17 protein-coding genes and 1 other RNA gene are annotated in these 17,133 nt (G+C 74.4%); 9 read left to right on the top strand and 9 right to left on the bottom strand.

Features of this window, described 5'->3' with window-relative positions; genetic code table 11:
* Both AB0D66_RS30175 and AB0D66_RS30170 read right to left on the bottom strand, forming a co-directional pair.
* Positions 1–717, bottom strand: a 717-nt coding sequence (locus tag AB0D66_RS30175) for an HtaA domain-containing protein (protein ID WP_362310326.1), incomplete at its 3' end; no start/stop codon positions are given.
* Between the two features lie 78 nt (positions 718–795).
* Entirely contained in the window at positions 796–2,235 is a 1,440-nt protein-coding gene (locus AB0D66_RS30170; RefSeq protein ID WP_362310324.1) for an HtaA domain-containing protein, read from the bottom strand.
* 121 nt (positions 2,236–2,356) lie between these two features.
* On the opposite strand from AB0D66_RS30170, the gene AB0D66_RS30165 reads away from it, so the two are divergent.
* The 3 genes from AB0D66_RS30165 to AB0D66_RS30155 are packed head-to-tail and all read left to right on the top strand — an operon-like array spanning position 2,357 to position 5,270.
* Positions 2,357–3,373, top strand: coding sequence for an ABC transporter substrate-binding protein (locus tag AB0D66_RS30165; RefSeq protein WP_362310322.1), 1,017 nt, complete (start codon positions 2,357–2,359; stop codon positions 3,371–3,373).
* The gene (locus tag AB0D66_RS30160; RefSeq protein WP_362310320.1) at positions 3,370–4,407 is read left to right on the top strand and encodes an iron ABC transporter permease; all 1,038 of its coding nucleotides are present in this window, start codon (positions 3,370–3,372) and stop codon (positions 4,405–4,407) included. The genes AB0D66_RS30165 and AB0D66_RS30160 overlap by 4 nt, the downstream gene beginning before the upstream one ends.
* Positions 4,408–4,442: 35 nt before the next feature.
* Positions 4,443–5,270 carry a heme ABC transporter ATP-binding protein gene (locus tag AB0D66_RS30155; RefSeq protein WP_362310332.1) on the top strand — a complete coding sequence of 276 codons (828 nt, stop codon included), beginning with the start codon at positions 4,443–4,445 and terminating at the stop codon, positions 5,268–5,270.
* A gap of 26 nt (positions 5,271–5,296) precedes the next feature.
* Here the strand turns inward: AB0D66_RS30155 and AB0D66_RS30150 are convergent, their stop codons facing one another.
* The 3 genes from AB0D66_RS30150 to AB0D66_RS30140 are packed head-to-tail and all read right to left on the bottom strand — an operon-like array spanning position 5,297 to position 7,557.
* Positions 5,297–5,881: a GNAT family N-acetyltransferase gene (locus AB0D66_RS30150; RefSeq protein WP_362310318.1), complete on the bottom strand. Its 585-nt coding sequence runs from the start codon at positions 5,879–5,881 to the stop codon at positions 5,297–5,299.
* Positions 5,878–6,738, bottom strand: coding sequence for a PhzF family phenazine biosynthesis isomerase (locus tag AB0D66_RS30145; protein ID WP_362310316.1), 861 nt, complete (start codon positions 6,736–6,738; stop codon positions 5,878–5,880). Before AB0D66_RS30145 ends, AB0D66_RS30150 begins: the two co-directional genes overlap by 4 nt.
* Positions 6,739–6,795: 57 nt before the next feature.
* Complete coding sequence (locus tag AB0D66_RS30140) at positions 6,796–7,557, bottom strand: SDR family oxidoreductase (protein ID WP_362310314.1); 762 nt, start codon at positions 7,555–7,557, stop codon at positions 6,796–6,798.
* Positions 7,558–7,665: 108 nt separating this feature from the next.
* Between AB0D66_RS30140 and AB0D66_RS30135 the strand changes: the two genes are divergently transcribed.
* Together AB0D66_RS30135 and AB0D66_RS30130 are read left to right on the top strand one after the other, a co-directional pair.
* Entirely contained in the window at positions 7,666–8,976 is a 1,311-nt protein-coding gene (locus tag AB0D66_RS30135; protein ID WP_362310313.1) for a Bcr/CflA family multidrug efflux MFS transporter, read from the top strand.
* 9 nt (positions 8,977–8,985) lie between these two features.
* Positions 8,986–9,993, top strand: a complete 1,008-nt coding sequence (locus AB0D66_RS30130; protein WP_362310311.1) for a small ribosomal subunit Rsm22 family protein — start codon at positions 8,986–8,988, stop codon at positions 9,991–9,993.
* Here AB0D66_RS30130 and ddaH read toward each other — a convergent pair.
* Complete coding sequence (ddaH, locus tag AB0D66_RS30125; RefSeq protein ID WP_362310309.1) at positions 9,990–10,799, bottom strand: dimethylargininase; 810 nt, start codon at positions 10,797–10,799, stop codon at positions 9,990–9,992. The two genes, AB0D66_RS30130 and ddaH, sit on opposite strands and share 4 nt — an antisense overlap.
* 131 nt (positions 10,800–10,930) lie before the next feature.
* On the opposite strand from ddaH, the gene AB0D66_RS30120 reads away from it, so the two are divergent.
* A complete protein-coding gene (locus AB0D66_RS30120) occupies positions 10,931–11,542 on the top strand; it encodes a TetR/AcrR family transcriptional regulator (protein ID WP_362310307.1) in 612 nt (203 codons plus the stop codon).
* Between the two features lie 160 nt (positions 11,543–11,702).
* A complete protein-coding gene (locus tag AB0D66_RS30115) occupies positions 11,703–12,452 on the top strand; it encodes a bifunctional DNA primase/polymerase (protein WP_362310305.1) in 750 nt (249 codons plus the stop codon).
* A 207-nt stretch (positions 12,453–12,659) separates the two neighbouring features.
* Here the strand turns inward: AB0D66_RS30115 and yaaA are convergent, their stop codons facing one another.
* Complete coding sequence (yaaA, locus tag AB0D66_RS30110; RefSeq protein ID WP_362310303.1) at positions 12,660–13,463, bottom strand: peroxide stress protein YaaA; 804 nt, start codon at positions 13,461–13,463, stop codon at positions 12,660–12,662.
* A 175-nt stretch (positions 13,464–13,638) separates the two neighbouring features.
* Here yaaA and AB0D66_RS30105 point away from each other — a divergent pair, with 175 nt between their 5' ends.
* The gene (locus AB0D66_RS30105) at positions 13,639–15,081 is read left to right on the top strand and encodes an RNB domain-containing ribonuclease (RefSeq protein ID WP_362310301.1); all 1,443 of its coding nucleotides are present in this window, start codon (positions 13,639–13,641) and stop codon (positions 15,079–15,081) included.
* Between the two features lie 7 nt (positions 15,082–15,088).
* On the opposite strand, the gene AB0D66_RS30100 is transcribed toward AB0D66_RS30105, so the two are convergent.
* Both AB0D66_RS30100 and AB0D66_RS30095 read right to left on the bottom strand, forming a co-directional pair.
* Positions 15,089–15,916, bottom strand: a complete 828-nt coding sequence (locus AB0D66_RS30100) for a hypothetical protein (protein ID WP_362310299.1) — start codon at positions 15,914–15,916, stop codon at positions 15,089–15,091.
* A complete protein-coding gene (locus tag AB0D66_RS30095; protein WP_362310297.1) occupies positions 15,913–16,647 on the bottom strand; it encodes a MerR family transcriptional regulator in 735 nt (244 codons plus the stop codon). Before AB0D66_RS30095 ends, AB0D66_RS30100 begins: the two co-directional genes overlap by 4 nt.
* Positions 16,648–16,724: 77 nt before the next feature.
* Here AB0D66_RS30095 and rnpB point away from each other — a divergent pair.
* An RNA gene (gene rnpB / locus AB0D66_RS30090) (RNase P RNA component class A) lies at positions 16,725–17,126 on the top strand.
* The last annotated feature ends 7 nt before the right edge of the window (positions 17,127–17,133 follow it).

The raw sequence follows: 17,133 nt of genomic DNA, 5'->3' as shown, positions 1-17,133 counted from the left end.
GGGGGGGGGGGCCCTGGGGGGGGGGGGGGGGGGGGGGGGGGGGGGGGGCCGGGCCGGGGGGGGGGGGGGGGGGGGGGGGGGGGGGCCGGGTTGGGGGGGGGGGGGGGGGGGGCTCGGCGGGGCGGTCTGCTCGAACTCCAGCTTCGCGGTGAGCGGGTCGCCCGCCTTGTTCTCGTACGAGGCCGAACCGAGCGCGTCCGCGGCCTCCTTGGTGAGGGTGGTGGCCAGGTTGTTCATCGACTGGCCGGCGAAGGCCACCGCGGCCAGCGGCACGTCCTGGGCGGTGGCGCCGCCCTTGGTGACGTCCGCGGTGAGCTTCTTGGTGCCGGTGTCGATGCGGAAGTCGGAGAGCTTGACCTCGAAACCGTGGCCGGTCGGCGGGGCGGGCGAGGAGAAGGTGACGCTGCCCTTGAAGGCGGCCTTCACGACGTGGCCGGCGGCCGGCTCGTACTGCCCGGTCGGCTCGCCGAACCGCAGGCTGCCGTCCGCGTTCTGCTGGGCGCCGTCCGCCACGGTGATGGTGCCCTTGGCCATGCCGGTCACATAGGCGCGGTAGCTGGCGAGCACGCCCCAGTCGAGGGTGCCGCCGACGATCTTCACCGGGGCGGTGGGCGGACCGCCCGCGGCCGACGCGGGCAGGGCCAGGGCGGTGGCGCCGAGAGCGGCGGCCGTGAGGACGGCGGCCGCGACGGCGATCGGGCGGCGGTGGGACGACATGGCTGGGAACTCCTGGGGAGAGGTCGGGAAGAAGGAGGAAGAGGGGAAGGAGGAAGAGGAGGGGGCGCCGTGCGGGCGTTACGGGGCTTCGGCCTCGCCGCGGCTCGGGGCTTCGGCCTCGGCGCGGCTCGCGGCCTCGGCCTCGCCGCGGCTCGCGGCCTCGGCGCGGCGCTTGCGCAGCACCAGGAGGACGCCGCCGCCGGCGAGCACCAGCACCGCCACGGCCAGGGCGATGTACAGGCCCGTGTTCGAGGACGCGGCGTCCTTGGCGACGGGCTCGGCGGAAGAGCCGGGTGCGGGCGAGGGCGCGGCCGTGGAGCCGAGGTCGGGCAGTGCGGGCAGCTTCGCGGTGGCGTCGAGGGCGATCGCGAGCGAGACGGGGTCCATCTCGGTGCCCGCCTTGTACATGGAGTTGAAGGCCTGGGACCCGCCCTCGGTGAGGACGGCGGGAGCCTCGGTGAGAGTGGCGAGGCCGCCCTCGGCCTTCAGGGCCTTGGCGTCGAACTCGACCAGTGCGACGGCGTTCTTCGTCGTACCACCCGCGGTGACGTCGGCGGACAGGACGCCCTTGCCGTTGTCCACCGTCACGCGCACCGCGCCGAGCTTCAGGTCCAGCTGGGCTCCGGTGAAGTGGACGGTGCCGGCGAAGGCGGCGTCAAGAGTGCCTTTTCCACCGTCGTACGCACCCTTGCCCTGCGGGAAGCGGAACAGTGCGCCGCCGTCCTGTGCGCCCTCGGCGAGGGTCCATTTGCCCTGGCCGACGGAACCGGTGACGTACTCGCGGAAGGTGTGGCGCACCCCCCAGTCGACGGCGGCGTCGGCGAAGGCGCCCGGCGCCTGCGGGGTCTGCGCCGACGGGCTCGCCGGCGTGGTGGCCGACTGCGAAGGCTGCGCGGAGGGGGCGCTCTTGACGTCGGCGGACAGCGTGACGGGGTCGAGCTGCGCGCCGGCCGCGTAGTAGCCGGCGAAGGCCTTGGCGCCCTGCTCGGTGAGGGTGGCCGGGACGTTCGTCAGGGTCAGCGGGCCGGTGGCGCCCCTCATGTCGACCCCGCGCAGGCCCAGGGTCGCGAACGGCACCTGGGAGTGGCTGCTGACCGCGCCGGTGTCCTTGGCCTTGCTGGAGACGTCCGCGTACAGGGTGCCGCTGCCGCCGTTGATCTTGACGGTGGGACGGCTGACGGTCATGTCCAGGTCGTAGGAGCCGTCGGGCTTCTGGTGGCCCTGGAAGGTCACCCCGCCCGAGTACGAGGCCTCGAAGGCGCCTGACGCGGGGTCATAGGAGCCGGTGGCGGTGTGGAAGCGGAACAGGCTGCCGCCCACGGTGGCGGCGCCGTTCTTCAGCTTGAAACTTCCTTTCGCCACCGGACCGGTGACATAGCTTTGAAAAGACGATTTGATGCCCCAGTCGAGTCGACCTCCCTGCACGGTGCCCGCCCGGGCGACGGTGGCCGGGAGCAGCGCCCCCAGCAGGGCCGCCAACAGGGCGACGGCGAACGTACGGGCGGGTCTCGTGGGCATGACTGCCCCCTCCAGGGTCTAGCGAGAGCAAGGTTAGGCTAACCTAAGCTAACCCTGGCCGGATGGGAAACCCCCCCCCCGGTCACCACAACCTCAGTCGGACGATCAGGACGGTGCCTTCGTGCCTACGCCCGCCGCGTCACACCGCATCCCCCGTCTCGCGCTCGCCGTGGCAGCACTGGCACTCGCGCTGACGGGCTGCGGAGGTACGGCCACCACCCCGGGCCCATCCGCCCACACCGCCGCGGCCCCGGACCGGGTGGAACCGCTCGCCCCGGTCCCGCAGCCCGCGCTCCCGGTGACCGTGCCCTCGGCCGACGGCGCCTCCGTCACGGTCGCCTCGGCGGACCGGGTCATCCCGCTGACCGGCAGCCTCAACGAGATCGTCCACACCCTGGGCCTCGGCGAGAAGGTGGTCGCCAAGGACATCACCGCCACCTTCGAACAGGCCGCCGCCCTGCCGGTGGTGACACGTGGCCACGACGTCTCCGCCGAAAGCGTGCTCTCGCTGCGCCCGACGCTCGTCCTGGCGGAGACCACCACGGGTCCCGCCGAGGCCGTCCAGCAGATCCGCGACGCGGGCGTCCCGGTCCTCGTCGTCGCCCCCGCCAAGTCCCTGGAGGACGTGCCGAAGCGGATCGACGCGGTCGCCGCCGCACTCGGGGTCACCGACGCCGGCGCGCGGCTGAACCAGCGCACCGCCGACCGGATCGCCGCCGTCCGCAAGGAGATCCCCACCGCCTCCGGGAAGAAGCCCCGGGTCGCCTTCCTCTACCTGCGGGGCACCGCCTCGGTCTACCTGCTGGGCGGTTCCGACTCCGGAGCGGCCTCGCTGCTGGAGGCGGCCGGCGCGGTCGACACCGGCAAGGAGTCCGGCCTCGGCAAGGACTTCACCCCGATCACCAGCGAGGCCCTGGCGGCCGCCGCCCCCGACGCGATCCTCGTCATGTCCAAGGGCCTCGAATCGGTCGGCGGCGTCGACGGCCTGACGAAGATCCCCGGCGTGGCCCAGACCCCGGCCGGCATGGACCGCCGGGTGGTCACGGTCGACGACGGCGTCCTGCTGGGCTACGGCCCGCGCACCGACCAGGTGCTGTCCTCCCTGATCACCCAGCTCTACGGCAAGGCCGCTTCGTGACCCTCCCCGACAGAAGGGCCTTCCTGCTCACCACGGCCCTCGTCGCCGCCCTGTTCGCGCTCGCCCTCGTCTCCGCCGGCACCGGGGCCTACCGGATCCCCCTCGGGGACGTACTCGCCTCCGTCCTGCACCACTTGGGGCTGGGCGGGACACCCCTCGACCGGGTCGGGGAGAGCGTGCTGTGGAACGTGCGCCTGCCCCGCGTCGTCCTCGCACTGCTCGTCGGCGCGAGCCTGGGCTGCGCGGGCGCCCTCATGCAGGGCGTCTTCGGCAACCCGCTGGCCGAACCCGGCGTCATCGGGATCTCGGCGGGAGCCGCGGTCGGCGCGGTCGCCGCCATCGGACTCGGACTCAGCTTCTTCGGCAACTGGACCATTCCCCTCTGCGCGTTCGTCGCGGGCCTGGTCACCGTGGCCTCCGTCTACTTCCTCTCCCGCAACGGCGGGAAGACCGAGGTCGTCACCCTCATCCTCACCGGCATAGCCGTCAACGCCTTCGCCGGCGCCCTCATCGGCCTGTTCGTCTTCTTCGCGGACAGCGGGCAGGTCAACCAGATCACCTTCTGGCAGCTCGGCTCCCTCGCCCAGGCCACCTGGCCCAAGGTGCTCGCCGTCCTCCCCTGCGCCCTGGCCGGCCTGCTCGTCGCCCCCTTCTACGCCCGCCGCCTCGACCTCCTGTCCCTCGGCGAACGCCCGGCCCGCCACCTCGGCATCGACGTCGAACGGCTGCGCCTCGCCCTCATCCTGGTCGTGGCGCTGCTCACCGCCGCCGCCGTGGCCGTGGCCGGCATCATCACCTTCGTCGGGCTGCTGGTCCCGCACCTGCTGCGGATGGCCAACGGCCCCGGCCACCGCTTCCTGGTGCCCGGCAGCGCGCTGGCCGGGGCCCTGGTCCTGGTCGCGGGCGACCTGGCCGCCCGTACCCTCGCCCAGCCCGCCGAGCTGCCGCTCGGCGTCCTGACCGCCCTGCTCGGCAGCCCGTTCTTCTTCTGGCTGCTGCGCCGCACCCGCCGCAAGCAAGGAGGCTGGGCGTGAGCGAAGCGACCCGCAGGCTCACCGGTCTCACCGGACTGCTCTCCCGCAGCCGTCGGACCGTCCCGGCCCGCCCCGCCCCGGGATCCGACCTCGCCGAGATCACCGGCCTGCACGTGCGGCTCGGACAGCGCGAGGTGCTGGCCGGCATCGGCCTGACCGCCCGCGCCGGCGAGGTACTGGCCCTGGTCGGCCCCAACGGGGCGGGCAAGTCCACGCTGCTGGCGGCCCTCGCCGCCGACCTGCCGGCCGCCTCCGGGGAGATCCGGATCGACGGCCGCCCGGTGCACGCGTGGTCACCCCCCGACCTGGCGCTGCGGCGCTCCGTACTCCCGCAGTCGGCCGCGCTGTCCTTCCCCTTCCCGGTGGCGGACGTCGTACGGATGGGCCGCGCGCCCTGGGCCGGCACCCCGTTCGCCGACGCGGACGAGGAGGCGGTGGCCGCCGCCATGGCCGCGACCGAGGTCGCCGACTTCGCCGCCCGCCCCTTCTCCGCGCTCTCCGGCGGCGAGCGGGCCCGGGTCGCGCTGGCCCGCGTACTGGCCCAGCGGGCGCCGCTGCTGCTCCTCGACGAGCCCACCGCCGCCCTGGACCTGCGCCACCAGGAACTCGTGCTGCGGATCTGCCGGGAGCAGGCCGCCGCCGGGGACGCCGTCGTCGTCGTCCTGCACGACCTGGGACTGGCCGCCGCCTACGCGGACCGGGCCGCCGTCCTGCACGACGGGCGGATCGCCGCGGTCGGGCCGCCGGCCGAGGTGTTCGAGGACGCGCTGCTCAGCCGGGTCTACCGGCAGCCGGTGGAGGTCCTCCCGCATCCGCGCACCGGCGCACCGCTGGTGGTCCCGGTCCGGGGCGGGGCGGCCTGACCCGTGCGACCCGGCCGGGTCCGGCCTCACCACAGCCGGTCGGTGCTCCCGGGGTACAGCGGGACGCGGATGCCCGTGAAAGCGGCCCGGTCACGGTCCGGTTCAGCCGTGAAGAAGGCCGCCGGCACCACTTTGTCGAAGCCGGGACCGTCGGTGGCCAGCGGTTCCCCGGGCGTTCCGCCGACCAGGACCGTGCCGGGCAGCGGCGGGAAGCCGGCAGCCCGGTAGAACGCCGAGAGCGGACGGTCGCAGCTGAACAGGGCCAGGTCCACGGCCGGATCGGCCGCCAGCTCGGCGCGGGCCGCCGCCACCAGCCGGCCGCCGAGCCCGCGGCCCCGCAGCTCGGGCCGGGTGACCACGCCGCTGAGCCCGGCCGCGCGGTACGTCCGCCCCGCGACCTCGATCTCCTTGTACAGCAGCGTCAGCGCCGCGGCCACCGTGCCGTCGCCGGCCGTCAGCAGCAGGGCCCGCGGCGCCAGGGCGGGGTCGTGCCCGGGCGAGGACCCCGGCCAGGCCGCGGCCTCCAGGGCGGCGACCTGACGGGCCAGCGCCGGGGGTACGGCGGCCTCGGCGAAGCCGGCCACCCGCAGGGCCCCGGGGGCCGCGCTCACGCGATGCGCACGCCCTCGCCGCCGACCCGGACCCGGGGGTCGCCCGCGCGCAGCTCCACCGTGAGGACGCCCGGCCGACCCAGGTCCGCGCCCTGGTGGAGCGTGAGGACGGAGTCCTCAGCGACCAGGCCGAGCTCGCGGGCGTACGCGCCGAAGGCGGCCGCGGCGGCGCCGGTCGCCGGGTCCTCGACGACGCCGCCGACCGGGAAGGGGTCGCGTACGTGGAACTCCGTGGGACCCGCGCGCCACACCAGCTGCACGGTCGTCAGGTCCAGGCGCCGCATCAGCGCCTCCAGCCGGGCGAAGTCGTACGCGAGGTCCGCGAGCCGGGCCCGGGTAGCGGCGCCGAGCACCAGGTGGCGGGCTCCGGCGTAGGCGATCCGGGGCGGGAACGCCGGGTCCAGGTCCGCCTCCGGCCAGTCCAGCGCGGCCAGCGCCTCGGCGAGGTCGGCCGCGCCGATCTCCTCGGTGTGCGGCTGCACGCTGGTCAGCGTGGCCCGCAGCAGCCCGTCCCGGGAGGTGACGGACACCGGGACGGTCCCCGCCCGCGTCGCCAGGACCAGCTCCCCGGGGCCGATCCGCTCCCCCAGCGCGACCGCGGTGGCGACGGTGGCGTGCCCGCAGAACGGCACCTCCGCCTTCGGGCTGAAGTAGCGCACGGTGAAGGCCCGGCCCGGCTCGCCCGCCAGCCCCTCGGGCGGGGCGGTCAGGAAGGCCGTCTCGCTGTAGCCGAGTCCGGCGGCGATCCCCAGCATCGCCTCGTCGTCCAGTCCGGCCGCGTCGAGCACGACGCCGGCCGGGTTGCCGCCCGCCGGGTCGCTGGAGAAGGCCGTGTAGCGGAGCACCTCAGTCGTCATGATCGCCTCAACTGCGGAGCCCCTGCGGGCATTCCCCGGCGCACCGCGAGCGCGGGCTCAGCCCCGCCCGATGTACGGCATCGCCGTCGCCATCACCGTCGCGAACTGCACGTTCGCCTCCAGCGGCAGCTCCGCCATGTGCAGCACGGTGCGCGCCACGTCGGCGGCGTCCATGACCGGTTCGACGGCCAGCTGCCCGTTGGCCTGGAGGATTCCGGTCTGCATCCGCTCGGTCATCTCGGTGGCCGCGTTGCCGATGTCGATCTGCCCGCAGGCGATCCTGTACGGGCGCCCGTCCAGCGACAGGGACTTGGTCAGGCCGGTCATCGCGTGCTTGGTCGCGGTGTAGGCGACGGAGTTCGGGCGGGGCACGTGCGCCGAGATGGAGCCGTTGTTGATGATGCGGCCGCCCTGCGGGTCCTGCGCCTTCATCTGCCGGAAGGCAGCCTGCGCGCACAGGAAGGACCCGGTCAGGTTGACGTCGACCACCGAGCGCCAGGCCTCGTAGGAGAGGTCCTCCAGCGGGACTCCGCCCGGGCCGAAGGTGCCCGCGTTGTTGAAGAGCAGGTCCAGGCGCCCGTACCGCTCGCGTACGGCCCCGAACAGCGCAGCGACCCCGTCCGGATCGCTGACGTCCGTCGGTACGCAGAGCACGTCGGCGCCGTCCCCGGCCGCCTCCGCGGTCTCCTCGAGCGGCCCGGTGCGGCGGCCCGCCACGGCCACGGACCAGCCCGCGGCGGCCAGGGCCAGGGCCACGGACCGGCCGATGCCCGACCCGGCACCCGTCACTACAGCGATCTTCGTCGTGGGTTCGTCCATGGGGCCGCAGAGTACGTCACAGGGCGCCCCGGTCCCCGGACGTTCCGATTGCTGAGAGCATGGGTCGGTCAGGGGTGCATAAAGAAGACAAGCAGACTGGAGTTCCGCATGTCGGAGAGAGGCCCCGTGACGGCCCGCTCGCACGAACCGTCACCCGAAACGCCCTCCGTCCCCACCGCCGCCGCACCCCTGAAGGCAGCACGCCGCACGGGCCTGCTGGTCACCTTCATACTCGGCGGGCTGACCGCCCTCCCGCCGCTGTCCATGGACATGTACCTCCCGGCCCTGCCCGAGGTCACCAACGTCCTGCACAGCCCTGCCGCCACCATCCAGCTCACCCTCACCGCCTGCCTCGCCGGCATGGCGCTGGGCCAGCTGGTGATCGGCCCGATGAGCGACAAGTGGGGCCGCCGCAAGCCCCTGCTCATCGGCATGGTCGTGTACGTCCTGGCCACCGCGATATGCGCCCTCGCCCCGACCGCCGAGCTGCTGATCGCCTTCCGCCTGCTCCAGGGCCTGGCCGGCTCGGCCGCGATCGTCATCGCGCGGGCCGTCGTACGCGACCTGTACGACGGGGTCGAGATGGCCCGGTTCTTCTCCAACCTCATGCTCATCTCCGGCACCGCTCCGATCGTCGCCCCGCTCATCGGCGGACAGGTGCTGCGCTTCTCCGACTGGCGCGGGGTCTTCGTCGTCCTCACCGGCGTCGGCCTCGTCCTCACCCTGATGGTGTGGCGCAGCCTCGGCGAGACCCTGCCGCCCGAGCGGCGCCAGACGGGCGGCGTCGGCGCGGCCCTGCGGACCATGCGGGGCCTGCTGGGCGACCGCGTCTTCACCGGCTACACCCTGGCCGGCGGTTTCGCCTTCGCGGTCCTGTTCTCGTACATCGCCGCCTCCCCCTTCGTGGTGCAGGAGATCTACGGTGCTTCGCCCCAGGCCTTCAGCCTGCTGTTCGGCGTCAACTCCTGCGGCCTGATCGCGGTCGGCCAGATCAACGGCAAGCTGCTGGTCGGCCGGGTCGACATGGACAAGACCCTGTCCGTCGGGCTCGCCGTCACCACGGCCGCCTCGGTGAGCCTGCTGCTCATGGCGACCGGGGTGTTCGGGGAGGTCGGGCTGTTCCCGATCGCCGCCGCCCTCTTCGTGGTGATGTCGGCGATGGGGCTGGTGCTGCCGAACACCAACGCGCAGGCCCTGATGCGCACCCCGCACGCCGCGGGCTCGGCGTCCGCGCTGATCGGCACCTCCTCCTTCCTGGTGGGCGCGATCGCCTCGCCGCTGGTCGGGATCGCGGGCGAGGACACGGCGGTGCCGATGGCGGTGGTGCAGCTGGTCTGCTCGGTGCTGGCGGTGGCCTGCTTCGTCGGCCTGTGCCGGCCCTGGCGCAGCCGCGAGTCCGGGGTGTCCGCGGCGCCGTAAACTTCGCGGGTGAACGCCTCCGCCCCCACCAGCGCCGACACCCTCCGCAGCACGCTCGGCGGGCTGCTCGACGGACTCCCGCCCAAGCAGGCCGCGGCAGCCGTCGAGCGGCTCATCGCCAGCTACCGGGGGCAGACCCCCACCGACGCGCCGGTCCTGCGCGACCGTTCCGACGTGGCGGCGTACGCGGCGTACCGGATGCCCGCCACCTTCGAGGCCGTCCGGGCCGCCCTGGACGGCCTCGCCGAGGCGGCCCCGGGGTGGGCGCCGGGCTCGCACGTGGACGTGGGCGGCGGCACCGGCGCCGCGACCTGGGCGGTGGACGCCACCTGGGACGGGCCGCGGGAGACCACGGTGCTGGACTGGGCCGAGCCGGCGCTGGCCCTGGGCCGTGAACTGGCGGCGGCCTCCCCCTCCGAGGTGCTGCGCGGCGCGGCCTGGCGCCGGGCGGTCATCGGCTCCGGGCTGACCCTGCCGGAGGCCGACCTGGTGACGGTCTCGTACGTACTGGGCGAGCTGACCCCGCAGGCCCGCACGGCCGTCGTCGCCGAGGCGGCGCGGGCCGGACGGGCCGTGGTGCTGATCGAGCCGGGCACGCCGGAGGGCTACCTGCGCATCCGCGAGGCCCGCGACCAGCTGATCGCGGCCGGGCTGCGGGTCGCCGCCCCCTGCCCGCACGACGGGACCTGCCCGATCGAGGTCGGGCAGGACTGGTGCCACTTCTCGGCGCGGGTCAGCCGCTCCTCCCTGCACCGGAAGGTCAAGGGCGGCTCCCTCCCGTACGAGGACGAGAAGTTCAGCTACGTCGCCGCGACCCGCTTCCCGACGGAGCCCGCCGCCTCGCGGATCACGCGCAGGCCGCAGATCCGCAAGGGGCTCGTCCTGCTGGAGCTGTGCGGCCCGCGGGAGCAGGGCCTGACCCGGGCCACCGTGACCAAGCGCCACGGTGACCTCTACAAGGCGGCGCGGGACGCCGACTGGGGCCAGGCCTGGCCTCCGCCCGCTGCCGAGGGCTAGGGCCTCAGCTCCTGGGTGCAGCACTTCACGCTGCCGCCGCCCTTGAGCAGCTCGCCCAGGTCCATCGGGACCGGCTCGAACCCGCGGGCCCGCAGCGGAGCCAGCAGCCCGGTCGCCGCCTGCGGGAGCAGCACGTGCCGGCCGTCGGAGACCGCGTTCATGCCCAGGGCCGCCGCGTCCTCCTCCCCGGCGAGCAGCGCGTCGGGGAAGAGCCGTCTGAGGACGGCCTGGCTGCCCGGCGAGAAGGCGGCCGGGTGGTACATGACCTCGTCCCCGTCGAGGACGCACAGGGCCGTGTCCAGGTGGTAGTAGCGCGGGTCCACCAGGTCGAGGCCGATGACGGGGCGGCCGAAGAACTCCTGCGCCTCGTCGTGCGAGAGCGGGCTGGAGCGGAAGCCCCGGCCGGCCAGGAGGTAGCTGGCGGTGACGGCGAAGTCCCCCTCGCCCTCGTTGACGTGGAACGGCTCGTGGACGTCCCGGTAGCCGTGGCCGCGGAACCACTCGAGGTGGATCTCGGCCTCGGCGGCCCGCTCCGGATGGGCGAACCGGGCCCCGAGCACCCGGCCGTCGACGACGAGCGCGCCGTTCGCCGCGAAGACCATGTCGGGCAGCTCGGGGTGCGGTTCGAGGGTTTCGACGGTGTGCCCGAGGGCGCGGTAGCGGTCCCTCAGGTCCTCCCACTGGGCGAGTGCGAGGGGCAGGTCCACCGGTTTCGTGGGATCCATCCACGGATTGATGGAGTAGGTGACCTTGAAGTGCACGGGTGGGCACATCAGATAGCGCCGGGGTGTGGCGTCTCTGCGCAAAGAAGGCTCCTCACGACTTACGACGGGTGTGGAGAGAATCGTCTCTCCTTACGCCGGACACCGCAGTGAACTGATTGGGTGGTTTAACGGACAAGAGGAAGACGAGACGTCTCGGTTGGTAGTTTCAGGACATGACGAAGACCCCTGACGCCACCCGCCGCAGCGACCGCTCCCGGCGGGCCATCCTCGACGCCGCGCTCGCGCTGGTCGGGGAGGTCGGCTACAACAAGCTGACCATCGAGGCGATCGCCGCCCGCGCCGGGGTCGGCAAGCAGACCATCTACCGCTGGTGGCCCTCCAAGGCCGCCGTCCTCCTCGACGCCTCGCTCTCGCTCGCCGGGGAGGCGCAGACCGAAGGCCAGTGGACGGGCTTCCCCGACACCGGGGACCTCGCGGCCGACCTGAAGTACGTCCTGCGGGCGACGGTCGACGAGCTGCGCGACGAGAAGTACGCGGCCCCCGCGCGCGCCCTGACGGCGGCCGGGGCGACCGACCCCGAGCTCGGGGCCCGTTTCAACGAACGGCTGCTGGAGCCGCAGCTCGCCCTGTACGAGGCCCGGTTGCGCACGGCCCGCGAGGCGGGGCAGCTCGCCCCGGACACCGATCTGCGGCTGACGGTCGAGATGCTGCTGGGCCCGCTCACGTACCGCTGGCTGCTGCGGACGCAGCCGCTGACGCACGCCTTCGCCGACGCGCTGGTGGACCGGGTCCTGGGCGGGGTGGCCAACGTCACCGTCGGCTGACCACCCCCTGACCGGAAACCAAATGGCTGAATTCTATGGTTATGTGGGGGTTGCCGGTCACCCCTTCCCAACCCCCCGGTCACCGAGACCGGTCACCCGGGGCGCAGGATGGTGGGACCATGTGAAGGTCCGCCGGGGATACGGTGAGGTGAGGGGATAGATGGGGTCTGAGTCCGGCCGCGTCCAACGCGGCGAGCAGAGCAGGATTTCCCAGTGGCTGCGCCGGCGGCAGAAACCCACCGCCGAGGACCCCGGAAGGGAGCGCGAGGCGCTCCTCCTGGCCGTCGCCGCCGCCGGTCTGCCGCTCGCACCCGCCGCCCATCCCGCCGGCTACCGATGTTCGTGCGACCGGATCGGCTGTCCGACGCCCGCACGCCACCCGCTCTCCTTCGCCTGGCAGACCCAGTCCACCACCGACCGCGCACAGGTCGAACGGTGGGCGCGCGACCAGCCCCAGGCCAACTTCATCACCGCGACCGGCATGGTCCACGACGTCCTGGACGTCCCTCTGGAAGCCGGGGCCGCGGCCCTCGCCCGGCTGCTGGAAGCCGGCATCGAGGTCGGCCCCGTCGCCGAGTCGGGGGGCACCGGGGAGCAGGCCCGGATGCTCTTCTTCACCGCCACCCGCGGAACCCCCGAGGACGAGGACGAGTGGTGGCCCTGCGAACTGGACTGCCATCCCGAGACGATGGACGAGCACCCGGGCCTGCGGTGGCACTGCCGCGGCAGCTACGTCCTGGTGCCGCCGGCGGCCCTGCCCGGTGACCTGGCGGTCAGCTGGCTGCGGGGCATGGAGCACCCGCTGCCCGATCCCCTCACCCTCCTGGAAACCCTGACGGACGCCTGCGCCACGTACGCGGGCACCGCGAACCTGACCCCGGCCGCCGTCGCCTGGCCCCTGGGCCACTAGCCCGGGCCCGGCGCCTCACGCGCCGGCCCCCGGCCCTGTGCCCGCACCTGCCCACTCAGGCAGGGCAAATCCAGCCCCGCCGGCGATTGAGGCGCGGGGGCCGGGGCGGAGCCCCGATCCTGTACCCGCACACGCGGGCACAGCCCAGCCATATCCAGCCCCGCCGGCGATTGAGGCGCGGGCCCGGGGGCGGAGTCCCGGGCGGGGTCAGTGGTGGATCTGGGTGACCACCACGTCGAGGGCCCAGGCGCGCCCCGGCTTCCCGGGTGCCTCGGCCTCGACGACGTAGCCCAGGTCCCGCAGGGCCCCGACCAGTTCGGACGGCGAGGCCGGAGCCGCTCCCGCGAGCAGCAGGTCCCGCACCAGCCGGCCCTTCGTCGCCTTGTTGAAGTGGCTCACCACGGACCGCTTCTCCACCCCGTCCACCACCTGCGAGTGGAGCACCCGCACGGTGGCCGTCCGCCCCGCCACCTCGCCCTTCGGCTTCCACGCGGACGCGTACGCCGCCGACCGCAGGTCGAGCACCAGCCCCTGCCCGGCAACGGCCGGCAGCACCTGCGCCATCGGCCCCCGCCAGTACGCCCCCAGCGCCCCGCACCCCGGCAGCTTCACGCCCATCGAGCAGCGGTAGGACGGGATCCGGTCGGTGATCCGCACCGCACCCCACAGCCCCGAGAAGACCAGCAGCGACTCCTCGGCCAGCGCCCGCGCCTCCGGCGTCAGGTCCGCCAGCCCCAGCGCGTCGTACAGCACACCGGTGTAGATCTCCCCGGCCGGCCGGGCCGCCGCCGACCGCAGCTCCGCGTTCTTCGCGACCTCGCCGCGCAGGCCCTCGCTCAGGCCCAGCACCTCGCGCGCCTTCAGCTCGTCCGCCGCGCACAGTTCGACCAGTTCCTCCAGGACCCCCGCACGGGCCTCGGCCAGACCGGGCAGCGACAGCGACTGCGGCTCCAGCGGTGCGCCGGAGCCGCCGGCGGCCTTTCCTTCGGACGGCGGCAGCAGCACGAGCACGGTGGATCTCCTTCGGTACGACACGGCGCAGGGGATGCGGCCCCCGAGCCAGGGTAGACGGCCCGCGCGCCCCGCCCGGACCCCCGGCCCCCGGGCCCCCGGACCCGGCGGCCGTCCCACCGGCAGAGCCGCACGAACCGCGCACATCGCCCGGCCAGGGCCTAGGCTCGGGTCCATGCCACGCCGCCACATGCACATGACCGGCGCGGACGGGGCTGCCCTGCGGGCCGCCCTGCGCGCACTGCGGACGAAGCTGGGCGTGCCGGAGGAGTTCCCGGCCGAGGTGCTCGCCGCGGCCGAGCGGGCCGCCCGCGAACCCCGCCTGCCCGACGCCGACGCCACCGACCTCCCCCTCTTCACCGTCGACCCGCCCTCCTCCCGCGACCTCGACCAGGCCATGCACCTGGCGAGGCGCCCCGCCGGCGGCTTCCGGGTCCACTACGCCATCGCCGACGTCGCCGCCTTCGTCACCCCCGGCGGCGCGCTCGACGCGGAGGCCCACCAGCGCGTCAGCACCCTCTACTTCCCCGACGGCAGGGTCCCGCTGCATCCGGCCGTGCTCTCGGAGGGCGCGGCCAGCCTGCTGCCCGACCAGACCCGCCCCGCGCTGCTGTGGTGCCTCGACCTCGACGCCGAGGGCCGGGTGGAGACCACCGACGTCCGCCGCGCCCTCGTGCGCAGCCGCGCCAAGCTCGACTACGAGGGCGTCCAGCAGGCCGTCGACACCGGCACGGCGGAGGAGCCCGTCGCCCTCCTCCAGGACATCGGCCGGCTGCGCGAGGCCCTCGAAGCGGAGCGCGGCGGCATCTCCCTGAACGTGCCCGAGCAGGAGGTCGTCGCCCACGACGGCTCCTACACCCTGGCCTACCGGGCCCCGCTCCCGGCGGACGGCTGGAACGCCCAGATCTCCCTCATGACCGGCATCGCCGCGGCCGACCTGATGCTGGCCGCCGGAACCGGGATCCTGCGGACCCTCCCCCAGGCCCCCGACGGCGCCGTCGGCAGGCTGCGCCGGGCGGCGAAGGCCCTGCGGATCGACTGGCCGCACCACGTCCCGTACGCCGAACTCGTGCGCTCGCTCGACCCGCACCGCCCCGACCACGCCGCCTTCCTCCAGGAGTGCACGACCCTGCTGCGCGGCGCCGGCTACACCGTCTTCACCGGCGGCCGGACCCCGGACCCGGCGATCCACGCGGCGGTCGCCGCCCCGTACGCCCACTGCACCGCCCCGCTGCGCCGGCTCGCCGACCGGTACGCCGGCGAGCTGTGCCTGGCCGCGGTGGCCGGGGCCGAGCCCCCGCAGTGGGCGGTGGCGGCGCTGGACGCGCTGCCCAAGGAGATGGCGGACGGCGCCCGGGTGGCCAACGGAGCCGAGCGGGAGTGCGTGGACCTCGTCGAGGCCGCGCTGCTCAAGGACCGCGTCGGGGAGACCTTCGAGGCCACGGTGATCGACGTCAAGGACCACGAGCCGCGGCAGGGAACGGTCCAGCTGGAGGACCCGGCGGTGGTCGGCCGGGTGGTGTCCACCGCCCTGGACCTGCCCTTGGGCGAGCGGATCCGGGTCCGCCTGACGGAGGCGGACCCGGGCACCGCGAAGATCCTCTTCGCCCCGGCGTGACGCGGGCCTAGGCGGGCTGCCGCAGGGCGCCGACCAGCGCACGCGGGTCGTCGGCGTGGAAGCGGATGGTCCGCGCCTCCGCGACCGCGCCGAGCGGGCGGGTGAAGGGCAGCGGCCGGGTCAGCTCCAGGGTCACCGTGGTCTGGCTGCCCACGATCAGATCCAGCTCCCCGTCCTCGGACAGCGTGACCAGCCGCCCCTGCGGATAGCGCCGGTCGACCCGGACCGAGGCCACCGCGTCCGCCGGGACGACGAGGTCGAACAGGGCCCCGTACCGGATCCGCAGCGAGCCGTCGGGCCGGACCACGTGCGGTCGCGTGACGCAGGCGGCGTGCAGGGCGAGCAGGATCAGGACCCCGTACACGTCCAGGACGAGCACCACCCGGTGGACGGCGGGCCAGGGGATGAGCACGGCCAGGGCGACCGTCTCGACCACCGACACGAAGACCATCCCGTACATCATGGCGGTCTGCGGCCCCGTGTACCCGGCGGCCACGTCCCCGGCCCGGACCCCGTGTTTGCGGCGCAGCGCCCACCGGCCGAGCGAGGCGGTAGCGCGCAGCTCGTGCCGCAGCAGCCTGCGCACCTGGACGGGCACGACCGTGTGCACGGCCTCCCGCCGGGCCTCGCGGGGCGCCGCCCCCCGGGCGCGGGCGGCGGCGTACAGCGAGCGCAGCACCCAGGCCTCCAGCAGGAGCACCCCGAGCACCAGCACCTCGGCCGCCGCCACCGCCCACGCGGGCAGCCGTACGCCCGCGACCAGGCAGCACACCAGCGCCAGTTCCCCCGGTATGACGGCCGCGGCCGTCATCCGCGCCACCCGCACCCCGCTCATCCCCGACCCCTCTCCATGAACGCCTCCATCACCCGGCGGACGACCTCCGCCTGCGCGGGCGCGAACTCGGCGAGCAGCGCCTCCTTGAACCCGGGCACCACCACGCCCTCGGCGGGGACCGCGGCGAACACCTCGTCGGGGACCGCCGCGACCAGCTCGGCCGCCAGGCCCGGGATCCGCGGATCGTCCGCGGCGGCGTCGGCGAGCTCGTCCAGCCGCTCGTACAGGGCCAGCACCGCCGGGTCGGCGGCCAGCGGGCCGAGGGCGGCGTAGAGCTCCTCGCCGCCGGCGCCCGTGGCGTCGAGCAGTGTCAGGTGCTCGCGGTCCTTCGCCGCGGACGGCGAACCGGTGGGCGGCGCCTGGGCGAGCAGCGCGGCGAGCCCTGGCGAGAGCGGCTCGGCCTCCCCGGGCGGGGCGGCCAGCAGCACCGCGAGGCGCCGCCGACGCTCGCCGATCTCGGCCTGCTGGCGGGCCAGGTCGGCGTCGAGCTCTTCGAGTACGTCGGCCAGTTCGCGCCCGGCGTCGTCCGCGAGCACGTCGCGCACCTCGTCCAGGCCGAGCCCGAGCTCGGTGAGCCGGCGCACGCGGGCCAGCAGGACGGCGTCGCGGACGCTGTAGGCCCGGTAGCCGTTGGGGCGCCGCTCCGGTTCCGGGAGCAGCCCGACATGGTGGTAGTGCCGGATCGCCCGGGTCGTGACCCCGACGAGCGCGGCGATCTCTCCGATCCGCATGCCCCCAGTAGAAACCCTGCCGCTGCGTCAAGGTCAAGCGGCGACGGCACAGCCGGTAACATGGTCGCCACGGCAGACGAGTCGGCCGGGCGGCCGCGTCGGGATCCTCGGATCCCGCCGAGGAACGTCCGGGCTCCACAGGGCAGGGTGGTGGGTAACGCCCACCCGGGGTGACCCGCGGGACAGTGCCACAGAAAACAGACCGCCGGAGGCTTCGGCCCCCGGTAAGGGTGAAACGGTGGTGTAAGAGACCACCAGCGCCTGAGGTGACTCAGGCGGCTAGGTAAACCCCACCCGGAGCAAGGTCAAGAGGATCCGTCCCCGGACGGGTCTGCGCGAACGCTCGAGGGCTGCCCGCCCGAGTTCGCGGGTAGACCGCACGAGGCCGGCGGCAACGCCGGTCCTAGATGGATGGCCGTCTCCCCGGCGACCGCGAGGTCACCGGGCGACAGAACCCGGCGTACAGGCCGGCTCGTCTGCCGCTCC

The organism is Streptomyces sp. NPDC048270, assembly GCF_040652335.1.
Taxonomy (GTDB): domain Bacteria; phylum Actinomycetota; class Actinomycetes; order Streptomycetales; family Streptomycetaceae; genus Streptomyces.
Note: the sequence above shows the minus strand (reverse complement) of the source record. Positions and strands in the feature narration are given on the sequence as shown.

Coding starts and splice junctions, on each gene's coding strand:
- AB0D66_RS30170 (WP_362310324.1), bottom strand. CDS start 2,235: ATGCCCACGAGACCCGCCCGTACGTTCGCCGTCGCCCTGTTGGCGGCC.
- AB0D66_RS30145 (WP_362310316.1), bottom strand. CDS start 6,738: ATGACGACTGAGGTGCTCCGCTACACGGCCTTCTCCAGCGACCCGGCG.
- AB0D66_RS30140 (WP_362310314.1), bottom strand. CDS start 7,557: ATGGACGAACCCACGACGAAGATCGCTGTAGTGACGGGTGCCGGGTCG.
- AB0D66_RS30135 (WP_362310313.1), top strand. CDS start 7,666: ATGTCGGAGAGAGGCCCCGTGACGGCCCGCTCGCACGAACCGTCACCC.
- AB0D66_RS30120 (WP_362310307.1), top strand. CDS start 10,931: ATGACGAAGACCCCTGACGCCACCCGCCGCAGCGACCGCTCCCGGCGG.
- AB0D66_RS30115 (WP_362310305.1), top strand. CDS start 11,703: ATGGGGTCTGAGTCCGGCCGCGTCCAACGCGGCGAGCAGAGCAGGATT.
- AB0D66_RS30105 (WP_362310301.1), top strand. CDS start 13,639: ATGCCACGCCGCCACATGCACATGACCGGCGCGGACGGGGCTGCCCTG.
- AB0D66_RS30100 (WP_362310299.1), bottom strand. CDS start 15,916: ATGAGCGGGGTGCGGGTGGCGCGGATGACGGCCGCGGCCGTCATACCG.
- AB0D66_RS30095 (WP_362310297.1), bottom strand. CDS start 16,647: ATGCGGATCGGAGAGATCGCCGCGCTCGTCGGGGTCACGACCCGGGCG.